Genomic DNA, 24,599 nt, shown 5'->3' on the forward strand with positions numbered 1-24,599 from the left:
TTATACGATAAAATGGGAACGTGTGTCAACGATTAACTAATAAATTTTTTTGTAGGGGGAAATCGGATGACAACATGGGATCAGGAGCAACAAAATGAACAAAAGCGTGTAGATCAAGTTATTCATAAACTTTCTGATGCAACAGATAAACTTCTGGATCATCTCGGAGGAAAGAAGGCTGATGTTGTTCAAATCCGAAAGAATTTTTGGTCTGATGTTACAGTGAACTTAGAAGATGCCGACGATGCAATTGAAACGGCCGCTAGCATTAAACAGCAGTCGGAATTATTATCTGAGATCGAACGCAGTCATACCTCTGCAGAGGCTCGGCTTAAAACATATGAAAAATTAAAAAGCTCCCCTTACTTTGGTCGAATCGATTTTAAAGAAGATGGAGAAGAGGACATAGAACAAGTCTATATCGGAATAGCATCTTATTACGATGAACCTTCAAGCACGTTTCTTGTCCATGATTGGCGTGCGCCAATTTCGAGTCTATACTATGACCACTCTCTAGGTGAAGCTGATTTTCGGGCACCGAGTGGTACCATTGAAGGAGAGCTCGAACTTAAACGTCAATTTATGATTAAGAATGCACTTATAACAGGAATGTTTGATACGGGAGAAGCGATCGGTGACGAATTGTTACAGCACGTATTAGGCAACCAAGCGAATACACAAATGAAAAGCATAGTCGCGACGATTCAAAAAGAGCAAAATGCAATCATACGAAATACTGCAAGTGATTTACTTGTTGTTCAAGGTGCAGCTGGATGCGGGAAGACATCAGCAGCTCTTCAGCGTGTAGCCTTTCTGTTGTACAGAGATCGAGAAACGATTCAGTCGCACCATGTTGTTTTATTTTCACCAAACAACATGTTCAATAGTTATGTAGCAAACGTATTGCCAGAACTGGGCGAGGAAAACATGGAACAAACCACGTTTCACGCTTATGTGGATCACCACTTAGGAGGAGACTACTCAATCGAGACGCCTTTTGAGCAGATGGAAGAGCTTTTATCTGAACAAGAAGAATCACAGCGTGTAGAAGCAATACAGTTTAAAGCCTCTGTTGAATTCCTAGAAGCGATTCATCGCTATGCTAAGCAGTTAAGTACATCTGGCATACAATTTTTAAATGTGAGATTTCGAGACCGTATTGTGATTCGTTCTAAACAGATCAGTGAATACTTCTATTCTCTAGACCAGAAAGAAACCGTTCCTTATCGAATGAAAAAGACGGTGGCTTGGATCTTAGAAGAGCTGAAGAAAATAGAACGAAGAGAACGCAAGAAACCATGGGTTGAAAAAGAGATACAGCTTCTTGATAGAAATGTTTATACAAGGCTATATGAGAAGTTAGAGGAACGCAATAAATACGGAGCTGACTCATTCAACGATCTTTCGAGTGAACAAAAAGTGCTATCTGCTTATGTGACGCGAATCGCCTTTAAATCACTTAGAGAGAGCATCGAACAGTTTTCGTTTATTGATATAAAGAGCTTATATGCTAAGTTGTTTCAGAAGAATAAACGATTGATGGAGGACGTGGATACTTGGAACGAAATCTGCAATCAAACATTGTTTAATCTGAAACAAAACCATTTAGCGAATGAAGATGCTACTCCGCTGTTATATGTAAAAGAATTATTAGTAGGTTTTCAATCGAATGCAGCAGTTCGCCATGTTTTTATTGACGAAGCACAAGATTTCTCACCGTTTCAGTTTGCTTTTATTCAGCGTATTTTCCCAAGAGCAAACTTAACAATTTTAGGTGACTTAAACCAATCGATTTATGCACATTCGTCAGATGAAACGTTCAGTATGCTCAGAAACTTATTAAACAAGAAGAATCCTGAAACGATTACTCTGCAAAGAAGTTATCGCTCTACAAAAGAAATTGTAGAGTTTACGAAAAGTCTACTGAAAGACGGAAGCGAGATTATTCCGTTTAATCGTTCAGGTGAAAAACCCGTTATTGCAGCAGTAGAACGTGAGGAAGATCATCTTGATCAGGTGAAGAAGCTTGTAGGGAATTGGTTGAATAAAGGCCATGAAACGATAGCGGTGATCTGCCGTTCGGCTAAAGAGAGCAAAGCGGTTTATGAGAAACTGAAAGATAATCTAGATGTGAGGCTTATGATTGATGAGGATGCTTCTTTTCAAAAAGGAGTAATCGTCATCCCATCCTATTTAGCCAAGGGAATCGAGTTTGACGCAGTAACGATATTTGATGCATCAGGTTATCAACTGGAGCGAGAACGTAAATTGTTTTATACAGTTTGTACTCGAGCGATGCATGAGTTAACCGTTTTTTACTCAGGAAAACCATGTCCATTTGTTGAAGGCGCATCGAAGAGTTTGTATGAAGTTGTTCAGTAAAAAGTAATGGATCCGTTGTTTCTTTTAAAGAAGCAGCGGATCTTTTTCTTATACCAAATTCTTTATTATTTTTTTGTTATCTAAAGTCTGTCCTCGTATACCTTGATGCTTTTGGAAGTGTTAATTTCCGTTCCAGGCTGCTCGCTTTCCATGGGGCAGGCGGTAAGCCACATTCGTACGTTTCACTTCTAAGTGTCTCACCTTACGCCCCGTGCGATCTGCAGCGGAAACCAACAAACTTTCAAAAGCAACACCGATTACGAAAACACTCTTTATTTTTGATTTCTTTCTTTTAGGGTAACGATAACAAAAAGGAGGAAAAGGAAATGGCATTTGATTATGACCTTGACTTTGATAATATCGATTTTCGAAAACATCCTGAAAAGTATCGTGTAGGCCGTGGTGAACAAGGAGTATTATTAGTGGAACCTTATAAGAGTGAGATCTTGCCGCATTGGCGCTTTAAGACCCCTGAAGAAGCTGAAAAGTCATCAGAAAAAATCTACGAACAGTTTTTAGACTATAAGAAAAATAAAGACTTTGTGGGAGCTGATATGGCTAGAAAGTTTCTTCAGATGGGGTATACTCGTGCAAGACGGTATACGAACTATAAAGGCGGAAGGAAATACAATGAGGAGGGTGAGGTTAATAAAAGGAAGATTGATCCCGTGAAAGCAAAGTCAGCCGCAATCTTTGAGGAGAAGTGGAAATTAGCGCGAACAGATGAAGAATATTTGAAGATGAAAAAAGCACATCAAAAAGAGTTTGGTTAAGCATCTCCTTTTAGCAAGGAGATGCATTTTTTTATTCATCTTATGAATGCTTTACGCTTTCTAGACGTTCTACTATACGGTCACTACCTCAGTTTCAGAAACAAACTCACCAAAAACTAACTTTTCAAGTGGTGCTACATGTGTGACAAATTCGTCTAATCGTGCTTTCATCTCTGGATCTTGATCAAAGTCCTCCATCGTCATGCGTGCATGTTCTTCAGATTGGAAACGAAGAAGGCCGATCCAGAGTTCTTCACCTTCATCAACTTGCAGTTTTTCAGAAATAGAGGAGAATCCATAATTTTTTGGTGATGTGGACAATTTGAAAATCTGTTCTGTCACACCTCCGTATTCTTGAAACTTTTTATTCGATCTCGATGATATTTCAAGAAACTTTTCTTTCACTTCAGGTTTTAATTTATAAAAATATACGAGTAGGTATGCCATCATTTAACCTCCAATTTTTTTAGCCATTTTGATAAAACTACATCGATTACTATGCGGGGTCTGTCCCAGTGCAACAAATGTGTCGTGTTTGGCACTATATGTAGTTCACCGTTTGCGTTAATTCTAAAGGTTTCAGCTGTCTGCAATCTCATATCAGACAATCGCTCAGGTACGGTGGCGACAAGTAAAGTGATACCTGGTGGAAGAAGATGATAGATATCTTCTGTTTCGTTAAGATGCATACCGCGAATGATATGACGGGCAGTTTCGCCTTTAGCATGCCAGCAAACTTTACCGTCTCTTTCGATACCTAGATCTTGAACTGCGATATTTTTTAACGGTGACCACATCAAATAGCTTTCTTTTTCAGCTAGAAAAAAGTCATTCCAAGAATCGAACACGTACTCATCAAAATCTTTTTCATAATGATCCATTTCTTCTTCTAGAGAGGAAGACCAGATACGCTTTGTTTGATAGCCGCCATCGATTAATATCGTATCCAAAACATGCTCAGGAAAACGAACCAAATAGTGAAGAGCCAGAAAGCTTCCCCATGAGTGGGACAAGAGATAGAAATCGCTTACATTTAAGTGTACTAACAAACCATGAAGCCAATCAACGAGTCTAGGCATCTCATAATCTACAGCTGTGTCAAAGGACTCAGACTTCCCGTGTCCAGGAGCATCAAAGGCAATGATTTTAAAATTCTTCTGTAATTCCTCAGCTACTTCTAGAAAGCTAAGACTTGTACTTCCTAAGCCATGTAAGCAAACAATGGTTGGGTTATGGGCTTCACCCCATTCAGTAAGGTGGACAGTTTTTTCTTTATAGGTGATCAACGATCTTCTCAACTCTTTGCCAACTCCTGATAAATAAAAGTTCTGTTTATTCACTTTGTGAAGTTTTGTATCTTTCAATAGTATCATATTATTATAAAATCGTTTGAATAGTTTGAAAAGAATTGATTAAAAGCGAACCATAAAATGGTAATATGGTAGGGGAAAGCTATTTAAAAAGGGGGAGTGTTAATTGGGTAGCGATCAATATGTAAAGAGAAGTTCGTTTTTCCTGCTTGCCATCTTTCCTGTCATGATCGTGGGTTATTATTTCGCCGTATTTCATGAAAGTTTGTTCTTTCTCTATGAATGGGCATTAGTCATGTTAGTATTAGGAGCTGTATTGTTTTCTTTATTTGGTGCAGTGATAGTAAAAGGAAAAGAGAAGTGGGTTTTACTTTCAATCTTAGCTTTTTCTATACAGTTTGCTTCTTTAGGTTTGTTTTTAGGTCCATTGTATTTTTACCCTATGTTTTTTGTGTATTATGCAACAACGATACTAGCGATGACTGTTTATGGAATTGCGCTTGCTAAAGTGGATGACTACCGATTCATTTCAGTTATCTTTATGATCGTTTCTGTGCTGCTTACTCTATACATGATTCTTTTACAATCGTTATGGGGGCAAGATTTAACATAAAGAAAGCGGGGAAATGAATGTTACCTTATATAATGAGAATGACGTTGATCACTTGGAGCATGCTTTTCTTATTAATGGGGTGTACTTCATTCCACTCCTCTAATGAAGTAAAAGTAACTTCTGAAATGAATGAGTTAATCTCGGATTACATCATCCAACATTATGATGACGTATATCCTGAATCGGATAAACAGTTTGAAGTTCATAAAATCTATGGAGCGAAAGAAACAGGGGAGGTGACATCGATCTATCTTTACTCATTTTTTCAGGGATTTAACAAATCAACAAAGGCAGAAGGGCAGTCCGGCCATTCCGTTCCAGCCGTAATCAAACTTAGGAGTAAAGATGGAAAGTATGTGATTTCACATTATAAAGAACCGCAGGATGGAGCTGACTTTAAACGATCATTGTATAAGATCTTTCCAAGACAATACGCAGGAGAAGCTTTAGAAGACTCGAAGAATTCTGCGGGACTTCAGAAGAAAATGAATCAAAAAGCAGAAATGTGGCTGAGAAAATAGCACTATTTATGTTCACAAAACGTCCTAAGGAAAAGTGATTCAAATCACACATTCTCTTTTATCCTTCTTTTACGATAGAGTTGTAAGAAGAAAATAAGGGGGAATTGACATGCTACAGCAAAGAACCATTGAAATAATTAAGTCAACCGTACCTGTTTTACAAGTACACGGAGAAGCGATTACTTCCCGTTTTTATGAAATGCTGTTTCAGAAACATCCAGAGCTTTTAAATATCTTTAATCATGCAAACCAGAAAAAAGGACGTCAGCAAGCTGCATTAGCAAACGCCGTATACGCAGCAGCAGCTAATATCGATAAGCTTGAGACGATCATTCCCGTCGTAAAAGGAATCGCATATAAACATCGAAGCCTTGGTGTAAAGCCAGAGCATTATCCTGTTGTCGGTGAAAACCTGCTTCTTGCTATTAAAGATGTTCTTGGTGATGCTGCAACAGATGAGATCATCAATGCTTGGGCAGAAGCGTATGGTGTGATTGCGGATGTCTTTATTGGGATTGAACGTAACATGTATGAAAATGCGGGATGGGAAGGCTTCAGACCTTTTGTCGTAACACGTAAAATAGAAGAGAGCTCTGTAATCACGTCCTTTTATTTAGAGCCGGAAGATAAAATAGCACTTGCAAAATTTAAGCCCGGCCAATATGTGAGTATCAAAATGGATATACCTGGTCAGGTAAACACACATATCAGACAATACAGCTTGTCTGACGCTCCAGGACAGAGCAGTTATCGCATCTCTGTTAAAAAAGAAAGCGGTACGGATGCAGTCGACGGAATGGTTTCCGTTTATTTGCATGAGCGTGTTAAAGAAGGAGACATTCTTCATTTAAGCGCTCCAGCTGGTGACTTTTATTTAAATACAGATAGTGAAAAGCACGTTGTCCTGATTAGTGGTGGTGTGGGGCTTACTCCTATGGTAAGCATGCTGAAAACTGTAGCAAGTGAACAGCCAGAACGAGAGGTTACATTCGTTCATGCTGCAATCAACGGTCAATCACACGCTTTAAAGGATGAGGTTATAGATATAGCAAAAGCTTCAGATCATATCACTACACATTTTGTGTATGAAAGTCCATTAGATGAAGATTTAGGTTACACGAAGAGGGGTTACATCGATCAAGCTTGGTTAAAGGAGATCTTACCTTTAAAAGATGATGCAGAATATTATTTCTGTGGCCCGATCCCATTTATGCAGGTAATAAATAGAGCTCTTCTAGCGTTGAATGTACCAAAAGAGAACATTCATTTTGAGTTCTTTGGCCCGGCATCAGATCTCGAGAAGGAAAGTATCAAGGCATAAAGAAGCAAAACACCTTCCTGAACATGGAAGGTGTTTTGCTATTTTGACGAGTGATAGTGAAAGCTCTGTATCATTGATTTACGTTTAAACATGAGAAGGACTAACAAGGTGACTAAACTTATTGAAATGATCCAAGCACCTAAATAAATGCCACCGATAGTGAATGCTCTAGAGATTCTTACAGAAAAAAAGATCCACCCTACAATGCCAATTGAACCTATACATAAGTTAAGCATCATACTGACAAAGAAGTGAGGAAGCACCATACCCGTATGTGTGACAGTAAACTTTGCGTATTTATAGCTGATCGGTAACCCGAGTAGAAGGAACAAGGTATAGAAAATGACGTTAAGGTCTGCTTCGCTCAAAGAGTTCACTCCTTTTTATTTTCTTTATTCAAAACGAACGAAAAACATACCAAATGATAAAGACTCGATAAGGTAAATCTTTTCCTCACCGAGTCATTCTTATTCATTAATTAATTGTCCGTTCCTGTTTTCATAATCCTATCAAACTGCTCTTGAGACAATTTCTTAACTGGCACAGGAGTTTTTGTCTTTCTTACTCTTCGTGTTCTTTTCGTGTAAGCACCTTTTGCAAGGTATTGACGTTTCATCGCTTCAACCATAAAGTTCAACGCAAGAATGGTTACGGCAAATCCAGCGAGTGGAGCAAATACGATCCAACGATCACCGCGAATTTGATAATAGTTGGCACCTATCATGCTCGACCATTCGTTGATCATAGCAACAGGCACAGTATTATTTTCTAGTGGATCGAGAGTGATGAAGTCAGTTCCACCGATAAAAACTTGTAAAATGCCAAGATGTGCTGCCAGTAGTAGCGTTGCGATTAGCTGTTGGCTGTATAGAATGCTTAATCGCGGTTTTAAATATGGTAATACGTGTTTCCGGAGCTTGTGAATTCTTCCGCCTCCTAGTACGTTAACAGAAGAGATAAACTCATTCTCTAAAAACTTTGACGTTTCGTTGGCTACCGTTACCATCACGGTAGGGACTGCGATTAATATGAGAATCAGCAAAGAAAATATGGTTTGTTGTTCTTTCGGTACAGACCATGTGAAAATTTGGAGAACGGGATAGATAAGTAAATAGGCGACAATGGTTGCAGGTGCATAATAAAAGGATTCAAAGAGTTTGCTTGAAGCCCGAAGTATAGATTTTGGGAGCTGACTCAAGATTAATCCCAATAATGTTCCGAAGAAAAGACGAGCGAACGCGACTAAGAATGCAAATCCTAATGTATACTTTGCTCCATCGATCACCTTGTGTAAAATGCTGACACCAAATCGATCTGTACCAAATGGCATTTCTTTAAAAGGAGCGATTGGTGCTGAATCAACAGGCTGTTTTTGTTCGTCAAATCGAATTTGCATCACTGGCTGTTTTTCATTCGGTACAAAATGTGAATAGATGATGCTTCCGAAAAACAAGGTAACAATAATTAGAAAACCACTTAAAAATAACGGACTTCTCCATACAGACATCTTACGCCACCTCCTCATTAGTGCGTCCCAGCTTATGCTCTAGAACATAAGAGGAAAGTGTAAATAATAGATAAAACGGAACGAACATGAGCAAAACGCTAACTGTAATGACATCCGGTGTCGTAGGACCGTTATCTAGCATAAAATCAGTGATACCGGGAATCGCCATAATGGTTTCTACCATAAAGAGTGTAGAGATTAGTAACCAATACACGTTCTTTGAATAATAGAACAGACTTAAAAGTGAATTTCTTAGCATGTGAATATAAAGGATCAGCGCATATCGTATTCCTTTTGCGCGGGCAAATTCTACATACGTTTTTGAATCTTCATCATCGAGTAAGAACAGCAACGTTCTTATTAAGAAAAGAGTTGGCAAGATGCTCAAGCAAAAAATCGGTAAGAAATAGCTAGGATTTTGATCGCTATGTACGATCGGGAACAAGAGATTTCCCGTATTTCTAACATACAGAATCATGCTATATTGAATGATAACAACGATAAAGATATCGGGTAAGGACTCGAGTGAAAAAAATAAGAAGCGAATTCCTTTTTGAATGCGGTCAGGTAATATCTTGATAATCAAAGCCAGTATGATTGATGAAGCTATAGCTAGAAAGAATGCACCCAATACTAGTTTTATAGAATAAAAATAAGGTTTTAAAATGGTTGGGAACAGTAACTTCTCCTGTTGATATTCATAAAAAGTCACATTTGAAAACGTTATGAGGTTTATGAACAAATCCCATATCTTATCAAGATAAGGCTCGAAAAATAATCCCAAATCCTGGTTTAAAAAGAGTGCATTCTCGAGTGCGCCAGAATCCAGTAAACGAGCAACAGCTTCGATACCTTGAACATTGCTGAAGAAAAGGTAAGGAAGTGCACCAATGAAAAAAACCCCTACGATCGGCATCAAAAAATAAGCAATGCGCCGAAGGACAAGTAAATACATAAAATTTTCCCCCTAAATCTCTCTATCTCTTTTTATCTAATAAAGTTAACTATAATCATTCGACATAATCCATTATTTTCCTCCATGGTAAAAATAAAAAAAGCTCCCACGGGGGAACGTTATTTGAGTATGCTTAAGTATGTTTTCCACGGACCAACATCGAAATCATAACGTTTAGCCAGAACTCTACTAATCTGATTGATGTGTGTAAGATCATGAACGGCCCACGTGGATAATAATTGTTGTAGGGTAATAAATCCAAACTCAGGATGTAATCCAGTCTTATTTAGATCAAGGGAACTTATTTTTAAAGTACCTAATTGATATAAGCTTTGCTGCCGACTTTGCGAAAATTCACGCAGCAGCTCCTCCACCCCTGTTTCTTTTCCAAGATGAGAGAATCGATCAAAGGGTTGAAGAGGAGCATCCTCATAGCTTGAAAGAATGCTATTAATCCTTGGTATCCAGTTGCTCTTTTCGCAGTCGATCAAGTGAGCGACGACTTCAAGAGAATTCCATGAATCTCCACCCTCATTGCCATTTACCCACTCATTTGAGAGTCCTGATAACAAGTTTGTCAAAACGGCAGGTGTACGCTCTAGAATTTCGAGAGCTTCACTTTGTTTAAAGTTCATGGTTTAATACTCCGTTCTTTAAAGAGATAAAATCATCTATTCTTTTCATAACACTTTTAACCATATCAATAGATGTTAGAATATCGTTGTCTACTTCAAGTGCATGATTTGCACCCGGAGGCATCATACACTCTATAGATGGGTTACGAATGATGTGATTCATTTTATCTATGTCATAAAAGGGATCTTTATCACCAATTACACAAAGGCTGTCTTGAGTACACGTTCTTAGTGTTTGAAAAACCTGTTCACCAATTAAACGAGGTGTTAACCAGATTGCCTTCGTGCTTTGGCTGGGCAACATGTCTAGTGCGGTGGGAATAGCCATAGTGCCAAAGGATTTTCCTATCACGTAATAAGATTTATAGAATGTGTGATCAACCACTTCATTTAAAACTTTGGAAACATCGTTAATAAGGGCTGATGTGATTTCTTCCAAGCTGAAATCTTCGTAATCTGTTGAAGAATAAGGATAGTTTACATGTAATACATCATATCCTTTGTTTAAAAATGCTCCAGAAGAAAAATGGAACAATGGTGATTTAACTGTATACCCTATACCCGGAAGCATGATGGCGAGCCCTTTTGGCTGATCTGTTTTGGTTTGTATTACGTAAGGAATTTTCAGGTTTTTATAGCCAATGACATAGTTAGATCTATTCTTCATTTTTCAACCCCTACCTTTAATAGATACAATTTTATATATTTTTCTCCTCTCTATTTCGTTATCCTTTATTTTCCTAATAAAATCACAATATTTCCTGTTATTATCAGTTTTCTCCGACCATTCTACTGTTTTTTATGAAAACGCATACAACCATTGACGCAAAAGCTTCCGTGCTCCTTATTTAATTCGATCAAACGTGCTAAACTATTGGTGAAACGTTTCGACTGACTGTTATTATAAGTATGGAGAGGAGCAATGCGTCTATGAAAACAAGTAAAATCATTAGCTTTGTATTGATGTTCAGTTTGTTTGCGAATGTTTTTGTAACATCATCTGCGTCCGCAACTGACAGAGGAAAAGATCATGCATTTCAAATGGAGTTAAAATCAATTGCTAAGAAGACATACAAGTTTTATCAAGATCATACTGATCCAAAAACAGGTTTGACCTATGATGAGACTCGATATACAGCAGAGGGCAAAAAAGATGCAACACACACGTCTCCTACAAACATTGGGATGTATATGATGAGTACGATCTCTGCTCAAGAGTTAGGAATCATCTCTAAAAAGGAAGCGGTTAAACGTATACAAGTCACGTTGAATACACTTGAAGGTTTAGAAAAGTGGAATGGCTTATATTACAACTGGTATAACACAAAAGATGGTTCGGTTAAAAAGGATTGGGGACAGTTCATCTCTCAAGTGGATAACGGCTGGCTATCTGCAGGATTAATCGTAGTTGGACAAGCTTATGAAGAGTTGAATCCACAAACGAGTAAGCTCGTTGAAGACATGAATTATACGACTCTATATGATCCGGAAGTGGGACAATTCCGTGGTGGATATGATGTTGCACAAGGGAAGTTAACTGATCATCACTATGGGTTATTCAACACAGAACCAAGAGTAGCAAGTTACATCTCGATCGGTAAAGGTGATGTGCCAAGTGATCACTGGTGGAAGATGTACCGTACGATGCCTAAAGAATGGGATTGGCAAGCACAAATTCCAGAAGGTGAAACTCATGAATATGATGGCGTTTCTGTTTTTGAAGGCCATTACGAATACAAAGGTGTAAAATTCGTTCCGAGCTGGGGCGGAAGCATGTTTGAAAGCCTTATGCCTGGAATCGTATTAAATGAGGTTGAACTTGGCAAGAATGCGCTTGGGCTGAACAACAAGCGTCATGTTGAATTACAGCAAGCTTTTGCAGAAGAAAAAGGGTATAAAGCATGGGGCTTCTCTCCATCTGCAACACCAGATGGTTACAGTGAGTTCGCAGCTACACCACTAGGAACTTCTGGATACAAAGATGGTGCGACCGTAACGGCTCATGCATCATTCTTAGCATTAGATTATGATCCAGAAGCTGTTAGAAAAAACATTAAAGCATTAAAAGAGCTGGATACTTATAGCAAGTACGGATTCTATGATTCTGTAAACGTGGAAACAGGCGAAATCGCCAAAGCATATCTCGCGCTCGATCAAGGAATGATCATGGTTTCAATCGCTAACTATCTAAAAGATGGTGTGATTCGCGATTACTTCCATCAAGATCCGATCGGTAAAAAGCCAGAGGATCTGTTGAAAAAAGAAAAGTTCTCTATTCAATAATTGTACGCAGCACCCGATTCCAAATGGATGAGGGTGTTTTTTGTTTGATCAAGCTTGTTTTGTGTGCTTTCAGGTGGAAGTGTAGAGGTTAGCGGTGGTCAGGAGTGATTCGTAGGTGGTGAGTATGAGTTTATCAGTGAAAACGTGATGTTTAGAGGTGAAAAGATACAATTTAGCGGTGAACGTGTAAGAAAAATAAAAACACGTACCGTAAACGAGGATAAAAGGGTCCAGGATTTTTATGTAGAATCTATTTTTACTGACAGCTGTACCTATCATTTATTCAGCTGGAAATTTAAAAATGGAAGTGAAGAAGAGATGTGCACGAGTTTTGTTTTGCATGAAGATGAGACGTATATTGGAATGAACTTTGATCTGTCTGAGCGGCCGATTAAAATGGCTCTATCAGGTGATAATCAGCTCCTTATTTTGCAAAAAGAAGGCGGCCGTTTCCTACCAGCCATTGGCTTTAATAAAAACGGAATCTTTATGAATCTTCATATGGTGAACCCGAATGAAGAGGGCAAATATAAAAGGAACAAAAACAGTATACATATGATGAGGTTATTTGATGAAGTGTTGTCTGAAAAAGTAAAAACATCAGTGCTGCCTACCTATCTTCAAGAAAAAGAAATCGTGAATGTTCCTGATTATAGTGTTCAAAGTTTAATAGTTGGTCCTAACAAGAAGTCGTTCCTTGTGGAGCCTGGAAGAAAATATATAGACACAGATCAGCTGGAGGATAACTTTATGGTTCTTACAAATTTTTCAGTTCGAGATGCCATGGAACAGGAAGATATGACATTGCAAGGACCAGGAAGTGATCGTTATCAGCTAGCATATGGTGGATTGGTAAACAGAAGAGGTGACTTTTCCGTTGAACAAGGACTATCCATCCTGAAGCAAACCGCTCAAAGAGAAGGGGACTTTCCTACACAGCTATCTATGTTATTTAGTCCAGAAGAAGAGAACATCTATTTTTCTCTTAAAAGAGATTTCAATAGAATCTATAGGTTTTCTTTCTCAGATCTGTTGATAACAACAGAGAGGGGCTTTGAGCGTGATCTAGGTTTTTTGGTAAAGAAAAAAGGAGTTTTATTGTCAGAGCTTGAGGGTTGGGTATAAGAGTACTCAATTAAGAGCGGTATTTTGAAGTATGGTAGGCAATCCATTTTGGTTTATAGCCGTAGTTCTTGATTTATAGTCCTTCAAATAATTTTATAGGTCTTCAGAATAATTTATAGGTCTTCAGAATAATTTATAGGTCTTCAAAATAATTTATAGGTCTTCAAAATAATTTATAGGCTTTTCGACAAAGGTTCATCTTCTTACATGATGGTAGTGGAGGTACATATGAAGAAAACATCGGAGAAAAGATTAAACGCTTTTTTAATATTAACTGGAATCCTGTTTCTGTACTCTATCTTTTCAAAAATGTATCATTTCAACAGCATCCTAAATGATATTGTTTATGCTTCAGGGTTCATATTTGCAATCCTCATCCATCTTCATTATAGAAAGAAAACCAAGCTCCAAAAAGTAGACAAATAAAAACAAAAAGAACCCCCGATTACATATTCGAATCGAGGGTTCTTCAACGCCAACCTTCTATTTCATACCGGAGATGGTATAGCCTTCAATAATGTGCTTTTGGAAGATGATGAAGATGATGACGATTGGAACAACCATGAACGTTGATCCGGCCATCTGCAATGCGAAGTTGCCTCCATACTGTCCTTTTAGAAGACTTAACCCAACAGATAATGTATACAAGCTTTCATCGTTCGCGATGATCAACGGCCATAAGAAGCTGTTCCAACCAGCGATAAACGTTAGAATTCCTTGAACGGCCATGATTGGTTTGGAAATAGGTAGAACGAGCTGCATGAACACGCGGAACTCACTCGCTCCATCTAGACGAGCGGCTTCAAGCAGTTCGTCTGGGATGGTAGACATGAACTGACGGAATAAGAAGATGCTGAATGCACCAACTAATCCTGGTAGAACGACACCTGCCATCGTGTTCGTCAAGCCCATCTGGTTTAAGATTAAATAAACAGGGATCATCGTTACTTGTCCAGGAATCATCATTGTTGCTAGTACAAGGTAGAAAAGCTTTTCTCTTCCTTTAAACTTGTACTTCGCAAATGCGTATCCAGCCATCGCATTAAAGAAAAGTCCGACAAAAGAACAGAGGACGATGATGATCGTATTTCGCAAATAAACACCAAAGTTCATGTTCTCAAACAGGTAGACGAAGTTCTCCGTTGTAAAGGTTTCAGGCCACAGAGTCGGTGTGAGCTGAAGGACTTCACTTTCAGGTTTGAAAGCAGAGAGAATCATCCAAATAAATGGGATGGCTACTAAAAGGCCTCCAAGCGTTAAGACGATTCCTGCGATCCATTGCTGAATTTTGTATGCTTTCTTCGCATCAGATACTTTTGTTTTCATGTTCTCACCTCACGTCTTAAATATCGGTATCTTTCTTTTGCAATCGAAACTGAATCATCGTGATGATGATAATGGTTACAAACAGGACGAATGAACCTGCAGCAGCATAACCGAAATTGCTGAGCTGGAATCCATTGCGATAGATGAAGAGAGCAACAGAAGTGGTGCTATCAAGCGGTCCACCGTTCGTCATAACGAATGGTTCTTCGAAGAACTGAATCCATCCGATCATCGTTGTGATCGACACGAAGAAAATGGCATAACGAAGAAGAGGAATCGTAATCTTCGTAAGCTGTTTCCAGTTGTTCGCACCGTCTAATTGAGCTGCCTCATAATACGTTTTCGGAATACCTTGTAAAGCTGCTAAGAAAATAATCATGTTCACACCGATCGCGCGCCAAACGGCTAATGCGATCAATGACCCTTTGGCAATCGTTGGGTCTTGTAACCACGGTATGGCAGGAATACCTACAAGACCGAGCAGATAGTTGAACAGACCGAACTGCGGGTTGTATAGGTACGTCCACACTACAGCTACTGCTACAACGTTTGTGATCGAAGGCATATAAAAAACAAGACGAAAAGCCTTGAAGATGCGCGCTGTACCAAAGTTGATCAAAAGAGCGATACCAAGTGAACATGCGATAACGAGTGGAACACCAAATACGACATAAAAGACAGTGTTACCGATCGATTTTAGAAAAATAGGGTCTTTAAAGATATTGATATAGTTTTCGATTCCAATAAAGCTAATATTTGAATAGTCTGCAAGTCCAGCTAGGTCAATATCTGTAAAACTAATCACCAATGCAAGAACAATGGGAAAAAGAGAGAATAAAGCCAATAATAGAAGTGCTGGTCCAATGAAGAGGTAAGGAGTCGTTTTTGAATAGCTTTTCATGTTTTCACATCCTTCATCGTTACCCGTGTTGATGATAAAAAGGTAACGAGCAGGATAACCTGCTCGTTATACCCCGGATCAACAGGATTTATTTCTTTAAGATCTCTTCCGCTTTTTTGTCGAAGTTATCCAATTCCTTCTGAACATCTGCTCCGCCTCTGTAAATCTTCTCAAAGCTCTTTAAATAAGATTGAGCGATTTCTTCCCATTGCTTAATAACAGGCATCGGTTGTGAAGCTTCCATCTGTTCACCGAACGCTTTATAAAATTCATTTCCAGTAAGAGACTCGTCTTCCCATGCTTTTTGTGTTGCTGGAAGGGAATTTGTCATCTCCATCCATTTTAATTGTGTTTCAGGTTTACTCATATATGCTGCGAATTTTAATGCTTCTTTTTCATGCTTCGTGTATTCGAATACAGAAAGGTTAGATCCACCAAGTGCAGAGATGTTGTTTTCTTTTGCTGGAAGAACAGCCGTACCCCATTTACCTTTAAGCTCAGGAGCTTGGTCGTTGATCAATTTAATCATCCACGGACCACTGATGAACATTGGTAGGATCCCGTCTCCACGGAAACCTTGGACGATGTCCATTCCTAGTTCTTCTTTTGGAGCTGCTCCACTTTCATAGAAGCTGTTCAAGTACTCAACCGCTTCAACGAATTTAGGATCATTGAATTTAGGATCATTGTTTGACCCTAATAGTTCAGCGCCGTTTTGGCGTGCGAACATGAATGACAAGCTTTGTTCTTTAGCATCGATCGAAATTCCATATTTGCCTTTTCCGCGATCAGCTAGCTTATCAGCGGCTTCCTTCAACTCGTCCCACGTTTTTGGAGCTTCTTTAAATCCAGCTTTCTCGAGCAAATCTGTACGATAGTAGAGCAAACGAGTATCAACGTACCAAGGTACACCAACCATTTTGTCATCAAACTTAGTCGTTTCAACAGAACCTTCAAAGAAATGTTTTGGATCTAGTTCCGGGTAATCTTTAACATGAGGTGTTAAATCTTTTAATGCTCCAGCTGATGCAAACTCAGGAATCCAAGTTGTACCCATCTGAACAACATCTGGACCTTTTTTCGATGCAACTGCTGTTAATAGCTTATCGTGTGCTTGATCCCAAGGAAGGGCTTGTACTTTAACATCAATCTTTGGATTTTCTTTTTCAAATTCTTCAGCGATCTTAGGAAGTGACTTTGCTTCTTCACCCATTCCCCAAACCGTAATTGTTGTTTTTCCGTCTTCTGAACCTGAAGAGCAGCCAGCTAAGACGCCGGATAGTACAAGTGCACCAACCATCGACGTAACCATCGATTTTTTAAACCAACGTTTTTTCATGTGAGTTCCCCCTATAATTTGCCTGTGAAAGCAATCAATTTTTATTATTCCCGAATTTTCTTTGAGATTATTGTTGAAACGTTTCGATAAGCACATTATAATTCAAGTTGTAATCGTTTACAACATGGAATTTTCAAAAAGAGGTTTCCTTCCATAAATTGTTGGAAACATAAGGTTTCATATACTATTTTCCTTGTTACAAAAGGAAATGAAGAAGATAACAGTATGAAACTCAAAAACCTAGAAACTCTCTTGAATTTAATTGAAACGTTTCGATAAAATGCTTTCATTTATGTTAAAAGAGATGAAAACTTCATGTTTATATCAACAGAATTTACTTTATTACAAAATAGACATAATAAAAGAATTGAGGGATAGACAATGACAACATTAACGAAAGGGAACATCACGATTAAAGCTGGTGACTTTGCATTTGCGTTCTTAAGTACTGGTGATATCTACAAAGCTTCCCACCATGATACGATGATCAATCAATGGATGAGTAATCCAATCGATGGTTCTTTGAACAATCTTTATTTACGTGTGTTCAACAGTGAGGGTATCCATGTAACTCCGCTTCTGGGTAGTAAATCTAACGGCACCGTTTCGTATAATGAGAATCAAGTTTATTGGAAAGGTACGTTTCAAGACATCTCTTATATAGTCACTTTTTCATTAAAAGAAAGTGGTATATGGTTTTGGGATGTTGAACTCGAAGGAAAGGCTGAGAAGGCTGATATTATTTATGGGCAAGACGTGGGACTTGCTCATATCGGAGCTGTTCGAACAAATGAAGCATTCATCGCGCAGTATGTAGACCATGGTGTGTTTGAAGATGAGAAGCTAGGTTATGTGATCTGTTCACGTCAAAATCAGCCTAATGGAAAAGCCTTTCCTTACCTACAACAAGGATCGTTAACGAAATCTGTTGGTTATATAACTGATGGTTTTCAGTTCTTCGGTACTTCATATAAAGAAACAGATGTACCACAAGCACTTTATAACGAGAACTTAGCGAGTGAAGTGTATCAATACGAATTCGCTTATATTGCACTTCAATCAGAGCAATTTGCACTTAATGGTAAACATCACATCAATTTTTATGGATGTTTTAAAGAGGATCATCAGGATGCTGTTACGTCTATTGAATATAAGGATGAGATTGAATTAGCTTGGAATGAAGTTCAAGCTCAGCGAATTGAAGATACGATTGCGCTTGAAAAAGTTAATCGTAATGACCAGTTTGACGGAACATTAAAAATAGTTGATCTTCAAATGGAAGAAGTGGAAGCTCTTTTCCCGGAGCGTATTTTAGAAGAGTATGAAGGAGATACGCTTCTATCCTTTTTTACACCGACCTATGAACATATCGTTTTAAAAGAAAAAGAAAGAATCGTAGAGCGACCTCATGGACATATTCTCGTTACGGGAGATAACGTGTCATTAAAAGAGGACACGATCACGACTACTTCTTATATGTATGGAATCTTTAATTCACAATTAGTAGTAGGAAACACTTCTTTTCATAAGATGATGACGAATGCACGTAATGCGTTGAATGTTATGAAAACATCGGGTCAACGAATCTATGTTGAGTCAGATGGAAAGTTGAAACTATTAACCATGCCTTCGTTGTTCGAGATGGGCTTTAACTATACGCGCTGGTTCTATAAGACGGAAGATGAGACGTTCATCATCACAAACTATACAACAGTCGATACCCCGGAAGTTGAGCTGCATGTTAAGGCTATGAGCGGAAAGGCTTACCGATTCGTTGTGACGAACCAAGTATCCTTGAATAATCAAGAATATGAAGTGCCATTTAAGATGGAAAAAGAAGATGGAGTTCTTTCGTTCTTCGCGGATGCTGCTTCAGACAGTGCGAAAACGTATGAAAATTTAAGTTATCGAATGAAGATTACGGGAACCGAGTGGAGCGTAACAGACGAGACAATCTTTGGTGAAAATATGGATAGTGGTTCTGCTTCTCTTTTGGTTTGCGATCTTGAACCAACAAATGAGTGGGGCATCTCTCATCAGGGATTGATCGAAGGGAAGAAGATTCCGTTTACAAGTAAGACGATTGAAACGGAAATTGAGCGTTACCGTACATTTATACAAAACACGAACCGAGGATTCCGTTTGACGAAGGATGGAGTCGAGACACACGAGCTTCAGAAGATGAACGCGTTAGCACATTGGTATACACATAACATGCTTATTCACTATTCTGTTCCTCATGGTCTCGAGCAATATGGTGGAGCAGCGTGGGGTACTCGAGATGTTTGCCAAGGACCTGCTGAATACTTCTTAGCAACTCAGCATTATGGTGCAGTAAAAGACATCTTGCTTACTGTATATTCTCATCAGTTTGAAGAAACAGGGAACTGGCCACAATGGTTCATGTTTGATCAATACTTCAAAATCCAGCAAGATGATTCACATGGAGATATTATCGTATGGCCACTGAAGTTAGTGACTGATTACCTTGCTGCTACGAATGATTTTGATATTTTACGTGAGGAAATTCCTTACACGTCTAACCGTGATTTTAACTTTAATGAGAAAAAAGAAACATTATTACAGCATATTCAAAAACAGATCGGTTACATGAGAGAGAACTTTTTGCATGATACACACCTTTCCTCATATGGAGACGGTGATTGGGATGATACGCTTCAACCTGCAAATCCACAGCTTAAAAAATACATGGTAAGTTCATGGACGGTTGCATTAACGTATCAAGTCATGACTCAGTTCTCCCAGCAATTACAGCATGTGGACGAAGAAGAAGCTGCAAAACTGAGCGAGCTCGCTAAAAACATTAAAGCAGACTATCAAGAACATATGTTAGGCACAGATGTAATCCCAGGATTTGTTTACATGGAGGATCCAAAATCACCAAAACTGATGCTTCATCCTAGTGATAACACGACAGGTATCAACTATCGTTTATTACCGATGACGCGGAGTATGATTGCAGAATTGTTAACACCTGAACAAGCAAAACAGCACCTTGATCTGATCATGGATAAGTTTTATTGCCCAGATGGCGTAAGATTGATGGACAAACCTGCTCATTACAAAGGCGGTGTGAGTACGCATTTCAAACGTGCTGAACAAGCATCAAACTTTGGACGTGAAATCGGACTTCAATATGTTCATGCTCATATTCGTTTTGTTGAAGCGATGGCGAAGCTAGGTAAAAAAGAAGAAGTGTGGAGCGGATTAGAGAAAATCAATCCTGTTATGATTCAAGAAAAAGTTCCAAATGCAGAGCGACGTCAGAGTAATGCTTATTTCTCAAGTTCTGATGGTGATTTTAAAACTCGCTATGAAGCACAAGAACGTTTTGGTGAACTAAAAGATGGAAAAGCCAAAGTTAAAGGTGGATGGAGAATCTATTCTTCTGGACCTGGAATCTACATGAACCAGTTGATCTCAAATTGTTTAGGTATTCGCCCACAAGGGGAGAACTTAATCATTGATCCAATATTAACAGAAGAAATGAATGGCCTTGAATTGCAGTATATGATTGATGGAAAACCTGTCAAAATGGTATTCCGAGACCGCGGTGAAGAAACGAATCGACTCATCGTTAATGGCCAAGAAGTACAGAGTAATACGTATCAGAACATCTATCGAGATGGTGGCGTGAGCGTGAATCGCTCTGAATTTGTAAATAAATTGTCAGCAGACGTGAATACCGTAGAGATTTATTCATAACCATTCGTTATAATAAAGGAAACGTTTGCAACATGAGAGATAGGAGAGAAGTTCGTTGGTAAGTATTAAAGACATTGCAAAACAAGCAGGTGTTTCCATTTCCACGGTCTCCTATGCCTTGAACGGAAGTCCGAAAGTTACGAAGGAAACATCAGCACGAATATTGGCGATCGCTAAAGAACTCAATTATATCCCAAGCGCAGCTGCTCGATCACTGAAAAAACGAGAAACAAAAATCATTGGAATCTATTTAACGAACTATAGTGGTGCTTTTTATGGTCAGCTTCTGCAGGGGATGATGGAGACATTAAGCGAGAACGGCTATGAGCTTATCGTCTGCAGCGGGAAAGAATCACATCGCTTTCTTCCTGAGCGCATGATCGATGGCGCGATCATTCTAGATGCAACATATGAAACGAAAGAATTGTTAAGTCACGCGGAACGAGGACATAAGCTGGTCGTGATGGATCGAAGAATGGACCATCCGAACATCTCTCAAGTACTGCTTGATAATAAAGCTGGGGCTACACTCGCGATCGATTATTTAGCTGAAAAAGGTCATCGAAAGATCTGTGTTGTTAAAGGTCCCGATATCTCTTTTGATGCGAGGCAGCGGTTAGAAGCTGTACAGAAAGCGGTACAACGCTATTCGCATATTGAGTACATCGAAATCGATGGTGATTTTAACAAGCATTCAGGTGAAGAAGCAGGTAAGAAAATTCATCAAGACTTTACAGAGCCTGTAGGTGTGTTTTGTTTGAATGATGAGATGGCGATCGGTATGTATAATTATTTCAGCAGAACGAATCTTCGTATTGGTGAAGATGTTCATATAATCGGTTTTGATAATATTGAAGTGTCTCAATATATTCAACCGAGACTTGCGACGATCAACTATTCGAAGCATAAATGGGGCGCATTAGCTTCAGAACTGCTGCTGAATTTAATACAAAAGAAGCAAAGTCCTGAACATGAGAGAATCAACGTAAGCCTGATCGAAGGGGATTCCGTACGAAAACGATAAACAAGGAAGAGGAGCTACGATAAGCTCCTCTTTTTGTATTCAATTATTCAGCTTGTGATTGTGGTGATTTTTCTTTAGAGAGAAACCAACCGCCAACAGCGATCAAGATGAGAACAACATAAAACGTGATTTTCCACTCTGGTGACTTTGCGAAACCTTCAGAAAGGATTGCTAAGTCAGGGTGTGCGAGTGTATATACGGCCAACTTAACCCCAACCCAACCTACGATGAGAAAGGCTGCAATTTCAAGGCCTGGTTTTGATTGTAAGAGCTTAACAAAAAAGTTAGCGGCAAAACGCATGATGATGAGGCCGATCAACCCACCGGCAAAGATCACTAAGAACTTTCCACCATCCAGACCGCCGATGTTCGGAAGACCTGAATCGGGAAGTGCCACCGCTAATGCAACAGCTGCTAGGATTGAATCCACAGCAAACGCGATATCAGCTAGTTCAACTTTTAATACTGTAGTCCAAAAACCAGCTTTCTTCTTTTCAGATTTAGACTTTTCCGTAGAATCATCTGCTTTTTTAACCACAACTTTTCTGAAGATATGGTTAAGTGCGATGAACAGAAGATATACAGCTCCGATAGCTTGAACCTGCCATACGTTGACTAAGAATGAAATGGCAAACAGTGATGCGAAACGGAAGAAGAACGCACCTACTAAACCGTAAAACAACGCTTTTTTCCTTTGTTCTTCTGGTAAGTGTTTTACCATAATGGCTAAGACCAGTGCATTGTCTGCCGCTAATAAGCCTTCTAATGCGATTAGCACTAACAAGATCCAACCATATTCTAACAAGATAGATAGTTCCATTTTGGTTCCTCCTTTAAAATGATAGATGCATGAATGAAGCGAGAACGATTTACATGAAGCGACCTCCTGATAACAAATAAAAAAGACCTCTACCAATAGCAGGTAAAGGTCTAACAAATAAAAAAGACCCTTACCAACCGAACGGTAAAGGTCTTGCTAACAACAATGAAGTTGCCAATATAGCCGAGAGCACGAAGCCCCGAAATGACGACTATATTGTAAAAGCTACTCCCCTTTAGGAGTTATGAAGTTACTATTATCTTATTACGGTTACTTTAAAGTTGTCAATTCTTTTATGTTTGGAAAAATGTAGAGATAACAGACATGACTTATTGTAGTATCTTTAAAATATATACAGGAAAAGAGTGGATGAAAAAGGTGGATCAACATCAATACATAATTAATATGATTAAAAATGATGACTGGATGATGCGGGTTTTATGTGCTGCCAAAACATTAGAATTACCAGATTGGTGGATATGTGCAGGGTTTGTTCGATCTAAAGTTTGGGATACCCTTCATGGCTTTCAAGAAAGAACGGGACTGGCTGATATCGATGTTGTTTATTTCAATCCTGAAGACCTCAAAAAAGAGAGTGAAAAAAAGTATGAGGAAATGCTTTTAGGACTCATCCCAAATGTGCCGTGGTCTGTAAAAAATGAAGCGAGAATGCATCTCGTCAACGATGATTTTGAACCGTACACTTCAACGGTAGATGCGATCTCTAAATTTCCTGAAACGGTAACTGCTCTTGGTGTTAGGCTTAATGAACAAGGCGAAGTCATTCTTACTGCTCCATGCGGAATAGAAGATGTACTAAGCATGGAGGTAAGACCAACGGATAGTTACAGAAGAACGGAAGACAGAAGAAACAAGTATAAAGAGCGCGTGAAGAAAAAGAATTGGGAAGCCGTTTGGTACAAAGTTAGAGTGGTAGAATAACAAGAAGCTTTGGCGCTATTGCTCAAGCTTCTTGTTTTGACCTTAGATATTCCTTATAGAAAGTAGCTAGCAAATTGAAATTTGAGATGAAATGACCATGAAGATTCCGCAGTTGCAGATCGATCGTACTTCGTGAATGAAGACTCGAATGGTGTTTCAGTTCATCAATTTCTTTTTCAAGACTTAATGTTTCCGTTAATAAACTGTGCAAATAAACCTTAGTACTTTCTGAATATTCCTCTTGAAACGCGAGGTTGATGAGTATATCTTTTGCTTCATTAACTTCAAATTCCATATCAGTTAACGATTTTCGTGTAATGGTTATAGAATCTTTGTCCACCAACCAAGGAAGTTCATACATTTGTAATAGATATTCAATATCATTCGTGGTCAAGTCTTTAATCAATTCTTCTTCTCTTTGTTGTTTGAGACGAGGTTCATACTCCAATTTGAATGCTTTTAATTCCGATCTATAATCATTAATGAGTACTTGATCCCCATCATAGGAAATTGATTTATAAATATTAAGTGGTGAATAAGGAAATACCCAATTTATCAATAAGAATAAGAGGACAAATCCAAGAAAAATCTTCAGTGCACCTTTTTTCTTCATCCCCACTTTCCTCTCTATCAAACAGTACTTTTACTTCTGTATCTTCTTGCGTCAGATGGACCTGAAGGCTTTTTAGGTTCTTTCGGATCGCGTTTTTTTCTTGGTCGGAATAAAGCATAACTTAAACAAAAACCGATCGAACAAGTGATTCCATAGCCGAATACAGCAAACGTGTTCAGTCCTTCAAACTTAGCCCAGTAGAAAATGGTGAAGCGGTATATCAAAAGAAATACAATACTTAATGCTACATATAAAAGAAGATGGAACCTAAATTTTAACCTCATTTTATCTTTAGAAGATTCAATAATAAATGCAATTGGCAATGTGCAGAAAAGAAAAAAGGGTAGAGCTGTAACAATCCCAAAGAATAGACCGAATAACACACCTTGTAGATCAAGCTTAAATGGATTTCCGCCTGGAATAGCAAAAAAGAACACTGCTCCACAAAGTACCGATATTACGGATGAAATGATGACTCTCATA

At 38.7% G+C, this 24,599-nt stretch carries 25 protein-coding genes; 11 read left to right on the forward strand and 14 right to left on the reverse strand.

Annotated elements, in window-relative coordinates:
* Positions 1 to 66 precede the first annotated feature (66 nt).
* Entirely contained in the window at positions 67 to 2,382 is a 2,316-nt protein-coding gene (gene helD / locus HU823_RS11985) for an RNA polymerase recycling motor HelD (RefSeq protein WP_144702210.1), read from the forward strand.
* A gap of 120 nt (positions 2,383 to 2,502) precedes the next feature.
* Here the strand turns inward: helD and HU823_RS11990 are convergent, their stop codons facing one another.
* Positions 2,503 to 2,715 carry a hypothetical protein gene (locus HU823_RS11990; protein ID WP_197222191.1) on the reverse strand — a complete coding sequence of 71 codons (213 nt, stop codon included), beginning with the start codon at positions 2,713 to 2,715 and terminating at the stop codon, positions 2,503 to 2,505.
* Here HU823_RS11990 and HU823_RS11995 point away from each other — a divergent pair.
* On the forward strand, positions 2,709 to 3,155 hold the full coding sequence (locus HU823_RS11995; protein WP_144702204.1) for a DUF4385 domain-containing protein: 447 nt from the start codon (positions 2,709 to 2,711) through the stop codon (positions 3,153 to 3,155). The genes HU823_RS11990 and HU823_RS11995 overlap by 7 nt on opposite strands.
* 72 nt (positions 3,156 to 3,227) lie before the next feature.
* On the opposite strand, the gene HU823_RS12000 is transcribed toward HU823_RS11995, so the two are convergent.
* Positions 3,228 to 3,605, reverse strand: coding sequence for a DUF1428 family protein (locus HU823_RS12000; RefSeq protein ID WP_144702201.1), 378 nt, complete (start codon positions 3,603 to 3,605; stop codon positions 3,228 to 3,230).
* Positions 3,602 to 4,453: an alpha/beta fold hydrolase gene (locus tag HU823_RS12005; protein ID WP_231607423.1), complete on the reverse strand. Its 852-nt coding sequence runs from the start codon at positions 4,451 to 4,453 to the stop codon at positions 3,602 to 3,604. Before HU823_RS12005 ends, HU823_RS12000 begins: the two co-directional genes overlap by 4 nt.
* A 178-nt stretch (positions 4,454 to 4,631) precedes the next feature.
* Between HU823_RS12005 and HU823_RS12010 the strand changes: the two genes are divergently transcribed.
* The 3 genes from HU823_RS12010 (at position 4,632) to hmpA (ending at position 6,920) form a co-directional block, all read left to right on the forward strand.
* Positions 4,632 to 5,078, forward strand: a complete 447-nt coding sequence (locus tag HU823_RS12010; protein WP_144702195.1) for a hypothetical protein — start codon at positions 4,632 to 4,634, stop codon at positions 5,076 to 5,078.
* Between the two features lie 17 nt (positions 5,079 to 5,095).
* Positions 5,096 to 5,599 (forward strand): hypothetical protein, encoded by a 504-nt coding sequence (locus tag HU823_RS12015; protein WP_197222193.1) that lies wholly within the window; start codon positions 5,096 to 5,098, stop codon positions 5,597 to 5,599.
* A 109-nt stretch (positions 5,600 to 5,708) separates the two neighbouring features.
* A complete protein-coding gene (gene hmpA, locus HU823_RS12020) occupies positions 5,709 to 6,920 on the forward strand; it encodes an NO-inducible flavohemoprotein (RefSeq protein WP_197222194.1) in 1,212 nt (403 codons plus the stop codon).
* Between the two features lie 38 nt (positions 6,921 to 6,958).
* On the opposite strand, the gene HU823_RS12025 is transcribed toward hmpA, so the two are convergent.
* The 5 genes from HU823_RS12025 to HU823_RS12045 all read right to left on the reverse strand — a co-directional run bounded on the left by HU823_RS12025 (position 6,959) and on the right by HU823_RS12045 (position 10,684).
* Positions 6,959 to 7,288 carry a hypothetical protein gene (locus HU823_RS12025; RefSeq protein WP_197222195.1) on the reverse strand — a complete coding sequence of 110 codons (330 nt, stop codon included), beginning with the start codon at positions 7,286 to 7,288 and terminating at the stop codon, positions 6,959 to 6,961.
* A 110-nt stretch (positions 7,289 to 7,398) separates the two neighbouring features.
* A complete protein-coding gene (locus HU823_RS12030) occupies positions 7,399 to 8,427 on the reverse strand; it encodes an ABC transporter permease subunit (protein WP_186320578.1) in 1,029 nt (342 codons plus the stop codon).
* Position 8,428: 1 nt separating this feature from the next.
* Complete coding sequence (locus tag HU823_RS12035) at positions 8,429 to 9,382, reverse strand: ABC transporter permease subunit (RefSeq protein WP_197222196.1); 954 nt, start codon at positions 9,380 to 9,382, stop codon at positions 8,429 to 8,431.
* Positions 9,383 to 9,501: 119 nt separating this feature from the next.
* Positions 9,502 to 10,017: a DinB family protein gene (locus HU823_RS12040; protein WP_197222197.1), complete on the reverse strand. Its 516-nt coding sequence runs from the start codon at positions 10,015 to 10,017 to the stop codon at positions 9,502 to 9,504.
* Positions 10,007 to 10,684 (reverse strand): alpha/beta hydrolase, encoded by a 678-nt coding sequence (locus HU823_RS12045; protein ID WP_197222198.1) that lies wholly within the window; start codon positions 10,682 to 10,684, stop codon positions 10,007 to 10,009. The genes HU823_RS12040 and HU823_RS12045 overlap by 11 nt, the downstream gene beginning before the upstream one ends.
* Before the next feature lie 263 nt (positions 10,685 to 10,947).
* On the opposite strand from HU823_RS12045, the gene HU823_RS12050 reads away from it, so the two are divergent.
* The 3 genes from HU823_RS12050 to HU823_RS12060 all read left to right on the forward strand — a co-directional run bounded on the left by HU823_RS12050 (position 10,948) and on the right by HU823_RS12060 (position 13,851).
* Complete coding sequence (locus tag HU823_RS12050) at positions 10,948 to 12,300, forward strand: glucoamylase family protein (protein ID WP_197222199.1); 1,353 nt, start codon at positions 10,948 to 10,950, stop codon at positions 12,298 to 12,300.
* Between the two features lie 147 nt (positions 12,301 to 12,447).
* On the forward strand, positions 12,448 to 13,425 hold the full coding sequence (locus HU823_RS12055) for a hypothetical protein (protein ID WP_197222200.1): 978 nt from the start codon (positions 12,448 to 12,450) through the stop codon (positions 13,423 to 13,425).
* A 228-nt stretch (positions 13,426 to 13,653) separates the two neighbouring features.
* Positions 13,654 to 13,851, forward strand: coding sequence for a hypothetical protein (locus HU823_RS12060; protein ID WP_197222201.1), 198 nt, complete (start codon positions 13,654 to 13,656; stop codon positions 13,849 to 13,851).
* Between the two features lie 57 nt (positions 13,852 to 13,908).
* On the opposite strand, the gene HU823_RS12065 is transcribed toward HU823_RS12060, so the two are convergent.
* The 3 genes from HU823_RS12065 to HU823_RS12075 form a co-directional block, all read right to left on the reverse strand.
* Positions 13,909 to 14,751, reverse strand: a complete 843-nt coding sequence (locus HU823_RS12065) for a carbohydrate ABC transporter permease (RefSeq protein WP_144702162.1) — start codon at positions 14,749 to 14,751, stop codon at positions 13,909 to 13,911.
* Between the two features lie 16 nt (positions 14,752 to 14,767).
* Complete coding sequence (locus HU823_RS12070; protein ID WP_066392036.1) at positions 14,768 to 15,652, reverse strand: carbohydrate ABC transporter permease; 885 nt, start codon at positions 15,650 to 15,652, stop codon at positions 14,768 to 14,770.
* An 88-nt stretch (positions 15,653 to 15,740) separates the two neighbouring features.
* Positions 15,741 to 16,991: a sugar ABC transporter substrate-binding protein gene (locus HU823_RS12075; protein ID WP_144702159.1), complete on the reverse strand. Its 1,251-nt coding sequence runs from the start codon at positions 16,989 to 16,991 to the stop codon at positions 15,741 to 15,743.
* Positions 16,992 to 17,372: 381 nt separating this feature from the next.
* Between HU823_RS12075 and HU823_RS12080 the strand changes: the two genes are divergently transcribed.
* Both HU823_RS12080 and HU823_RS12085 read left to right on the forward strand, forming a co-directional pair.
* Positions 17,373 to 20,717: a GH36-type glycosyl hydrolase domain-containing protein gene (locus tag HU823_RS12080; RefSeq protein ID WP_197222202.1), complete on the forward strand. Its 3,345-nt coding sequence runs from the start codon at positions 17,373 to 17,375 to the stop codon at positions 20,715 to 20,717.
* Positions 20,718 to 20,772: 55 nt separating this feature from the next.
* Positions 20,773 to 21,741, forward strand: coding sequence for a LacI family DNA-binding transcriptional regulator (locus tag HU823_RS12085; protein WP_144702152.1), 969 nt, complete (start codon positions 20,773 to 20,775; stop codon positions 21,739 to 21,741).
* Between the two features lie 43 nt (positions 21,742 to 21,784).
* Here HU823_RS12085 and HU823_RS12090 read toward each other — a convergent pair whose 3' ends face one another.
* Positions 21,785 to 22,561: a TerC family protein gene (locus HU823_RS12090; protein WP_144702149.1), complete on the reverse strand. Its 777-nt coding sequence runs from the start codon at positions 22,559 to 22,561 to the stop codon at positions 21,785 to 21,787.
* 369 nt (positions 22,562 to 22,930) lie between these two features.
* On the opposite strand from HU823_RS12090, the gene HU823_RS12095 reads away from it, so the two are divergent.
* The gene (locus HU823_RS12095) at positions 22,931 to 23,503 is read left to right on the forward strand and encodes a nucleotidyltransferase family protein (RefSeq protein WP_197222203.1); all 573 of its coding nucleotides are present in this window, start codon (positions 22,931 to 22,933) and stop codon (positions 23,501 to 23,503) included.
* A 22-nt stretch (positions 23,504 to 23,525) separates the two neighbouring features.
* On the opposite strand, the gene HU823_RS12100 is transcribed toward HU823_RS12095, so the two are convergent.
* A complete protein-coding gene (locus tag HU823_RS12100; RefSeq protein WP_197222204.1) occupies positions 23,526 to 24,116 on the reverse strand; it encodes a hypothetical protein in 591 nt (196 codons plus the stop codon).
* Between the two features lie 17 nt (positions 24,117 to 24,133).
* Positions 24,134 to 24,598: a hypothetical protein gene (locus HU823_RS12105; protein ID WP_144702140.1), complete on the reverse strand. Its 465-nt coding sequence runs from the start codon at positions 24,596 to 24,598 to the stop codon at positions 24,134 to 24,136.
* Between the last annotated feature and the right edge of the window lies 1 nt (position 24,599).

The organism is Fictibacillus sp. 18YEL24 (assembly GCF_015903855.1).
Lineage (GTDB): Bacteria > Bacillota > Bacilli > Bacillales > Fictibacillaceae > Fictibacillus > Fictibacillus phosphorivorans_C.

Coding starts and splice junctions, on each gene's coding strand:
- helD (WP_144702210.1), top strand. CDS start 67: ATGACAACATGGGATCAGGAGCAACAAAATGAACAAAAGCGTGTAGAT.
- HU823_RS11995 (WP_144702204.1), top strand. CDS start 2,709: ATGGCATTTGATTATGACCTTGACTTTGATAATATCGATTTTCGAAAA.
- HU823_RS11990 (WP_197222191.1), bottom strand. CDS start 2,715: ATGCCATTTCCTTTTCCTCCTTTTTGTTATCGTTACCCTAAAAGAAAG.
- HU823_RS12000 (WP_144702201.1), bottom strand. CDS start 3,605: ATGATGGCATACCTACTCGTATATTTTTATAAATTAAAACCTGAAGTG.
- HU823_RS12015 (WP_197222193.1), top strand. CDS start 5,096: ATGTTACCTTATATAATGAGAATGACGTTGATCACTTGGAGCATGCTT.
- hmpA (WP_197222194.1), top strand. CDS start 5,709: ATGCTACAGCAAAGAACCATTGAAATAATTAAGTCAACCGTACCTGTT.
- HU823_RS12030 (WP_186320578.1), bottom strand. CDS start 8,427: ATGTCTGTATGGAGAAGTCCGTTATTTTTAAGTGGTTTTCTAATTATT.
- HU823_RS12035 (WP_197222196.1), bottom strand. CDS start 9,382: ATGTATTTACTTGTCCTTCGGCGCATTGCTTATTTTTTGATGCCGATC.
- HU823_RS12040 (WP_197222197.1), bottom strand. CDS start 10,017: ATGAACTTTAAACAAAGTGAAGCTCTCGAAATTCTAGAGCGTACACCT.
- HU823_RS12045 (WP_197222198.1), bottom strand. CDS start 10,684: ATGAAGAATAGATCTAACTATGTCATTGGCTATAAAAACCTGAAAATT.
- HU823_RS12050 (WP_197222199.1), top strand. CDS start 10,948: ATGAAAACAAGTAAAATCATTAGCTTTGTATTGATGTTCAGTTTGTTT.
- HU823_RS12055 (WP_197222200.1), top strand. CDS start 12,448: ATGTTTAGAGGTGAAAAGATACAATTTAGCGGTGAACGTGTAAGAAAA.
- HU823_RS12060 (WP_197222201.1), top strand. CDS start 13,654: ATGAAGAAAACATCGGAGAAAAGATTAAACGCTTTTTTAATATTAACT.
- HU823_RS12065 (WP_144702162.1), bottom strand. CDS start 14,751: ATGAAAACAAAAGTATCTGATGCGAAGAAAGCATACAAAATTCAGCAA.
- HU823_RS12070 (WP_066392036.1), bottom strand. CDS start 15,652: ATGAAAAGCTATTCAAAAACGACTCCTTACCTCTTCATTGGACCAGCA.
- HU823_RS12075 (WP_144702159.1), bottom strand. CDS start 16,991: ATGAAAAAACGTTGGTTTAAAAAATCGATGGTTACGTCGATGGTTGGT.
- HU823_RS12080 (WP_197222202.1), top strand. CDS start 17,373: ATGACAACATTAACGAAAGGGAACATCACGATTAAAGCTGGTGACTTT.
- HU823_RS12090 (WP_144702149.1), bottom strand. CDS start 22,561: ATGGAACTATCTATCTTGTTAGAATATGGTTGGATCTTGTTAGTGCTA.
- HU823_RS12095 (WP_197222203.1), top strand. CDS start 22,931: ATGAAAAAGGTGGATCAACATCAATACATAATTAATATGATTAAAAAT.
- HU823_RS12100 (WP_197222204.1), bottom strand. CDS start 24,116: ATGAAGAAAAAAGGTGCACTGAAGATTTTTCTTGGATTTGTCCTCTTA.
- HU823_RS12105 (WP_144702140.1), bottom strand. CDS start 24,598: ATGAGAGTCATCATTTCATCCGTAATATCGGTACTTTGTGGAGCAGTG.